This is a genomic window from Sphingomonas sp. (assembly GCF_019242355.1).
GTDB lineage: Bacteria > Pseudomonadota > Alphaproteobacteria > Sphingomonadales > Sphingomonadaceae > Sphingomicrobium.
The window spans coordinates 1-5,620 of record NZ_JAFAVR010000175.1; the positions used below are offsets into that span (position 1 = coordinate 1).

Genomic DNA, 5,620 nt, shown 5'->3' on the forward strand with positions numbered 1-5,620 from the left:
TCGGCCTGCGCCGCAAGATCGCGGAGAACATGGCCGAGGCCAATCGGCGCATCCAGCATTTCACTTTGGTCGAGGAATATGACGTCACCGCGCTCGAGGAGACGCGGCAGATGATGAACCGCGACCGCGGCTCCAATCCGAAGCTGACCCTGCTTCCATTCCTGATTACGGCGCTTTCACGCGGGCTCGCCGATTGGCCGATGCTGAACGCGACCTTCGACGACGAGGCGATGGTCGTCACCCGCCATGGCTCGGTACAGATGGGCGTCGCCACCCAGACTCCGAACGGTCTAATGGTCGCCACCATCCGCGACGCTCAGAGCCGCTCGGTGTGGGAGCTCGCGTCCGAAATCCTGCGCCTGTCCGACGCCGCCCGTTCGAACAAGGCAACCCGTGAAGAGCTCAGCGGAGCCACCTTCACCGTCTCCAGCCTTGGGCCATTGGGCGGAATCACCTCGACCCCGGTCGTCAATCCGCCCCAGGTCGCGATCGTCGCGGTCAACAAGATCGAGGACAAGCTGGTCCCGATCGACGACGAGATCGAGGTCCGCAAACGCATGAACCTGTCGCTGTCCTGCGATCACCGTGTCATCGACGGCTGGGACGCGGCAAGCTTCATGCAGACGCTCAAGGGCTTTATCGAGAATCCGATCCGGCTCTTGAGCGCCTGAGCCTAAGGCTACTTCTTCGATTTGAGGTCGTGCCAGCTCTTTTCCGGCACGTCGACGCCATGCTTGTCCGCAGCCTTCTTGATGCGCCGCCACGCCGAATCGCGCTCGTCGTCGCTGACACCCTTCACCTGGTTGAACCGGGCAATCGCGTTGCGGACGTGGGAGGCATTGTTCAGCGGCTCCTTGCGCTCTTTCGGGAACGCATACTGATCGTCGTCGAGATCGTCGCGCTGCTTTTCACTGAGTTCGGACATCATTGGCTCCTTCCGCACTAACAACGCGCAAGGCCCGGAGAGTGTTCGATTTTGTAATGAAAGGAGCCCCGGCTCGCTGAGCGGGGAGAGGATCGAGCCAGGGCTCCGACCGGTGGGCCGATGCGTGCGTCGACGCCACCGATGAGGACGTCAGGCCGCCAGCCGCACCGTCTCGCCAAGCGCCTGCTTGACCGAGCTCTCGCGCTGCTCCGCGCCGAGATTGAGGCCGTCGGCGGCGACGAACTCCGGCCGGATTCCGATGAAGCCGAAGACGCCGGTCAGGTAGGTCTCGAGATGCTCGAGCGCGCTCGCAGGCGATCCGGCGTTGTAATAGCCGCCGCGGGCGAGCGCGATGATTACGCGTTTGCCGCCGGCGAGCCCCTCCGGTCCGGCCTCGGTGTAGCGGAAGGTCTTGCCTGCCACGAGAATGCGGTCGAGCCACGCCTTGAGCTGGGTCGGCAAGGTGAAATTGTACATCGGCGCGCCGATCACCACCGTGTCCGCGGCCAGGAACTCCTCGACCACCGAACTGTCGGCGAAGGCGTCGAGAGTCAGGTGCGGCAGCGGCTCGGCGACCAGGTCGCGATGGACCACCTGGGCATCAGGGGCCGCGCCGTGCAGCTGGTCGACGACCGCCTTGCTGATCGCGCGGCTTGCGCTTTGTTCGCCGGTGATGCTGCTGTCGATGTGAAGGATGGTCACTATTGCCTCCTAGGTATGGAATTGATACCGAGGCACCCTAGATAACCGGGACGAAATCAGTAGCAAGAACGCACTGATTTGTGCGCCAAGAACAAATTTGTGGTGCAGGAACAGTGCTGTGACCGGAGAGCAAAATGAAGGATCCGACCAACCCTGTATGCCGAACGATCAGCACCCTGCTCTCGCGGATCGGCGACAAGTGGACCGTGCTGGTGGTGCAGACGCTCGGCGACGGGTCGAAGCGCTTCAATGAGCTTCGCCGCGAAATCCCCAGCGTCTCGCAGCGAATGCTGACCCTCACCCTGCGCAACCTCGAGCGCGATGGCCTCGTCAGCCGCACCGTCACGCCGACCATCCCGCCCCGCGTAGATTATGAGCTCACCGATCTCGGGAAGTCGCTGCAGAAACCGATCTGCGGCCTAGCGACATGGGCGACGGAGAATGTCGAGCGCATCCACTCGGCACAGGCGCGGTTCGATGCGGAGCGCGGCCGAGCGGAAGCGGCGTGAGGTCGGCTGGCTGTCAGAATTCATATTCCAGCCCGAAACGCAATTGGCCTCGGGCGTCGTCCCGAGCCCTGTCAACGGCGAAGAGATAGCCCGCCCGCAGTTCCAGTTCGCCGGGCCCAGCATGATCGAGCTCAATCTTGGCCGCGGGTCCGACGTAATGTTCGCTCCGGGTCGTCAGCGATCGCGACGTTCCCAATTCGCCAAATGCTTCGACGCCCAAGCTGATGTCGTCAGCGATTTCGTAGTCCGCGGACGCGGCGTAGCCGAAGTCGACAGGATCGCCCGACACGAACTGTCTCTCGGCAATCAGGTTAAGACGAGCGTCGAACGGGCCTTTGCGGCGCTCCAGCAACAGCTTCGTCTCGAGATTATCCGGCCCGTGAAGGGCATGCTCCACTTCGACATAGATCGCCGCGTCGAGATCGAGACTTTTGACGTGGCCGAGAGTGTAGATGCCTTCGAGTGCGAGCGCATCAAGACGGCGGCCACTCCCCGGATCGCGCTCGAACGCCGCAAGGCCAGCCGCGTAGAAGCGCGACGTGAAGGCGTGGGAAGCTTCAATTACAAACGCATCCGCGCCGTCCGCGGGCCCACCGGCAAGGCGGCCATAGCGAGTTTCGATCTCGGACCTGCCCGCTTCGACGGTCGCCCCATAGACCACATCGTCGAGCCCCGGGGCGGCATCCGCCGCCGACGGAGCAAGCAGAACCAACGCTGCGATAAGCCAATGCCTGTTCATGAACCCCCCGTCCTTCGGTACGGACCGGCACTTATTGCGAACGCTTCGCAGTTGCAATAGTGCGGCAAGGGCGCCCCGTGCGCCAGACGTCGTCATCGCCGCAGCCATCGCTTTTCGACGACGCCCGGCTCGTCTAATCGGCTCCCATGCTGAAGCCCGTCACTACCGATATCGAAGCCCTCAGGATCCTCGACGAGCGGCTGCGATGGCTGTCGGCCTGGACCATCCATCATGCCAACCACATCCGCCCGAGCGAAGACGAGCTGAAGGTCGGCGGGCACCAGGCGTCGAGCGCGTCGATGAGCGCGATCATGGCGGCCCTTTATTTCCACGCGCTTGGGCCCAACGACCGGGTCGCGGTGAAGCCTCACGCCGGGCCTGTGCTGCACGCGATCCATTATCTGCTCGGCAGTCAGAGCCGCGAGGCGCTGGAGAACTTCCGCGGTCTCGGCGGCGCGCAATCCTATCCGAGCCGGACCAAGGACCGGATTCCGGTCGATTTCTCGACAGGCTCCGTCGGCCTGGGCGTCGCCATCACGCTCTTCGCCAGCCTGATCCAGGATTACCTCACCGCGCATGGCTTGCTGCCCGAAACCGACCGGGGCCGCTTCGTCGCGCTGATCGGGGATGCCGAGCTCGACGAAGGCAATATCTACGAAGCGCTGATCGAGGGCCACAAGCACGATGTCCGCAACCTGTGGTGGATCGTCGACTACAACCGCCAGAGCCTCGACGCGACCAGCGCCGACCGCATGTTCGAGCGGTTCGACGAAATCTTCCGAAGCTGCGGCTGGCGGGTCGTCGAGCTTCGCTACGGCAAAAAGCTGAAGGCCACGCTGGACGCCGACCCCACGCTCAAGGACTGGTTCGACGCGCTGCCCAACGCGGACCTCTCGGCGCTCCACTACCAGGGCGGCGCAGCGTTGCGGGCGCGCATCGAGCGCGATCTCGGCAAACCCGCCGCGCGGTTCCTCAAGAGCCACGACGACGCATCGCTGTCGGCGCTGTTCAGCGACCTTGGCGGCCATTGCATGGAGTCGCTGGTCGAGGCGTTCGACGCCGCGCAGGAGGACGTCCCCACCCTGTTCATCGCCTGGACGATCAAGGGGTTCGGACTGCCCTTCGCCGGCCACAAGGACAATCACGCCGGCCTGATGAACCCGACGCAGACGGCGGCCCTGCGTGACAGCATGGGCGTCGCCGAAGGCCGCGAATGGGAGCCGCTGGAGGGCGTCGGCGACAATGAACGGCCCGGGGTCGAGGCGCTGATCGATCGCGCTCGCGTCATGCGCGAGAAGAGGCCTCGCAGCTTCGGCACAATTTCCGTTCCCGCCATCCCCGTGCCCACGGGCGAGGAGCAATCCACGCAGGCTGCGTTCGGGCGCATCCTCCTCGACCTGTCGAAGGCCGGCGGGCCGCTCGCCGACCGCATCGTCACCACCTCGCCCGACGTTACCGTGTCGACCAACCTCGGCGCCTGGGTCAACCAGCGCGGCCTGTTCCGGCGAAGCAATGTCGACGATGTCTTTGCCCAGGCAAAAATTGCATCCGCGCAAAAATGGGGCGCAAGCAACAAAGGCCAGCACATCGAGCTCGGGATAGCCGAGAGCAACCTGTTCCTGATGCTCGCTGCCGCCGGCCTCTCGGGCGACCTGTTCGGCCAGCGGCTGGTCCCGATTGGCACGCTCTACGATCCGTTCATCGCCCGCGGCCTCGATGCGCTCAACTACGCCTGCTACCAGGACGCGCGCTTCCTGCTGGTCGCGACGCCGAGCGGGATCACGCTCGCCGGCGAAGGCGGTGCCCATCAGTCGATCAACCCGCCGCTGATCGCCATGGGCCAGCCGGGCCTCCGCCACTACGAGCCCGCCTTTGCCGACGAACTTGCGGCGATGATGGAGGAGGCTTTCCGCCTGATCGACGACCCGGCAGGCGAAAGCACCTACCTGCGCCTTTCGACTCGAAGCATCCGACAAATCGATCGCACCGGCGACAGTTGGCGCGAAGGCGCGCTCGAGGGAGGCTATTGGCTGCGTGCTCCCGGGCGCGACGCCGAAGCCGCGATCGTCGCGATGGGCGCGATCATGCCGGAGGCCCTCGCCGCCTGGGAGGAGCTCAAGGACGACGTCCCCGGCCTTGGCCTGCTCGCCGTCACTTCGCCCGACCTCCTCCACCGCGGCTGGACGGCCGCACAAGCGGCGCGATGGAGCGGAACGCGGAACCTGAGCCACGTCGAGACATTGCTCTCCGCCCTCCCCCGCACCGCTGGCTTGGTCACCCTCGCCGACGCCGCTCCCGCCTCCCTGTCCTGGCTCGGCGGTGTTCTCGGACAGCGCGTCGCGCCTCTCGGAGTCGAGAAATTCGGCCAGACCGGCAGCCTCGCCGACCTCTACGCCACCTACCGCCTCGACGGCGCCGCGATCACACAAGCCGTTGCGGAGCTTCTGCTCCCTGCCTAGGAGCGAGCGATGGCCGGGCGTTTCTTCGACGAGTGGCAGGTTGGCGACCGAGTCGCCCACGCGATCACGCGGACCGTGACCGAGACCGACAACCTCCTCATAACGACGCTCACCCACAATCCCCAGCCGCTGCACCTCGACGTCGAAGCAGCGGCCAAGACCGAATTCGGCAAGCCGCTCGTCAACAGCTGCTTCACCTTCAGCTTGCTGGTCGGGATCAGCGTCCACGACACGACGCTCGGCACTTTGGTCGCCAACCTTGGTTACGAGAAGATCGGTTTCCCGC

The 5,620-nt window shown here is 64.9% G+C and carries 7 protein-coding genes; 4 read left to right on the forward strand and 3 right to left on the reverse strand.

What is annotated here, in order from left to right; translation table 11 throughout:
* A partial coding sequence (locus JOZ79_RS08790) for a dihydrolipoamide acetyltransferase family protein (RefSeq protein ID WP_294073300.1) occupies window positions 1-671 on the forward strand: 671 nt, incomplete at its 5' end.
* Between the two features lie 8 nt (window positions 672-679).
* Here JOZ79_RS08790 and JOZ79_RS08795 read toward each other — a convergent pair.
* Complete coding sequence (locus JOZ79_RS08795) at window positions 680-925, reverse strand: DUF6582 domain-containing protein (protein ID WP_294073302.1); 246 nt, start codon at window positions 923-925, stop codon at window positions 680-682.
* Window positions 926-1,075: 150 nt separating this feature from the next.
* The gene (locus JOZ79_RS08800) at window positions 1,076-1,627 is read right to left on the reverse strand and encodes an NAD(P)H-dependent oxidoreductase (RefSeq protein ID WP_294073304.1); all 552 of its coding nucleotides are present in this window, start codon (window positions 1,625-1,627) and stop codon (window positions 1,076-1,078) included.
* Between the two features lie 134 nt (window positions 1,628-1,761).
* Between JOZ79_RS08800 and JOZ79_RS08805 the strand changes: the two genes are divergently transcribed.
* On the forward strand, window positions 1,762-2,136 hold the full coding sequence (locus JOZ79_RS08805; protein WP_294073306.1) for a helix-turn-helix domain-containing protein: 375 nt from the start codon (window positions 1,762-1,764) through the stop codon (window positions 2,134-2,136).
* Between the two features lie 13 nt (window positions 2,137-2,149).
* Here JOZ79_RS08805 and JOZ79_RS08810 read toward each other — a convergent pair whose 3' ends face one another.
* On the reverse strand, window positions 2,150-2,875 hold the full coding sequence (locus JOZ79_RS08810; RefSeq protein ID WP_294073308.1) for a hypothetical protein: 726 nt from the start codon (window positions 2,873-2,875) through the stop codon (window positions 2,150-2,152).
* Between the two features lie 146 nt (window positions 2,876-3,021).
* Here JOZ79_RS08810 and JOZ79_RS08815 point away from each other — a divergent pair, with 146 nt between their 5' ends.
* Entirely contained in the window at window positions 3,022-5,334 is a 2,313-nt protein-coding gene (locus JOZ79_RS08815; RefSeq protein WP_294073310.1) for a transketolase, read from the forward strand.
* A gap of 9 nt (window positions 5,335-5,343) precedes the next feature.
* The coding region (locus JOZ79_RS08820; protein WP_294073312.1) for a MaoC family dehydratase at window positions 5,344-5,620 on the forward strand (277 nt) is incomplete at its 3' end.

Coding starts and splice junctions, on each gene's coding strand:
- JOZ79_RS08795 (WP_294073302.1), bottom strand. CDS start 925: ATGTCCGAACTCAGTGAAAAGCAGCGCGACGATCTCGACGACGATCAG.
- JOZ79_RS08805 (WP_294073306.1), top strand. CDS start 1,762: ATGAAGGATCCGACCAACCCTGTATGCCGAACGATCAGCACCCTGCTC.
- JOZ79_RS08810 (WP_294073308.1), bottom strand. CDS start 2,875: ATGAACAGGCATTGGCTTATCGCAGCGTTGGTTCTGCTTGCTCCGTCG.
- JOZ79_RS08815 (WP_294073310.1), top strand. CDS start 3,022: ATGCTGAAGCCCGTCACTACCGATATCGAAGCCCTCAGGATCCTCGAC.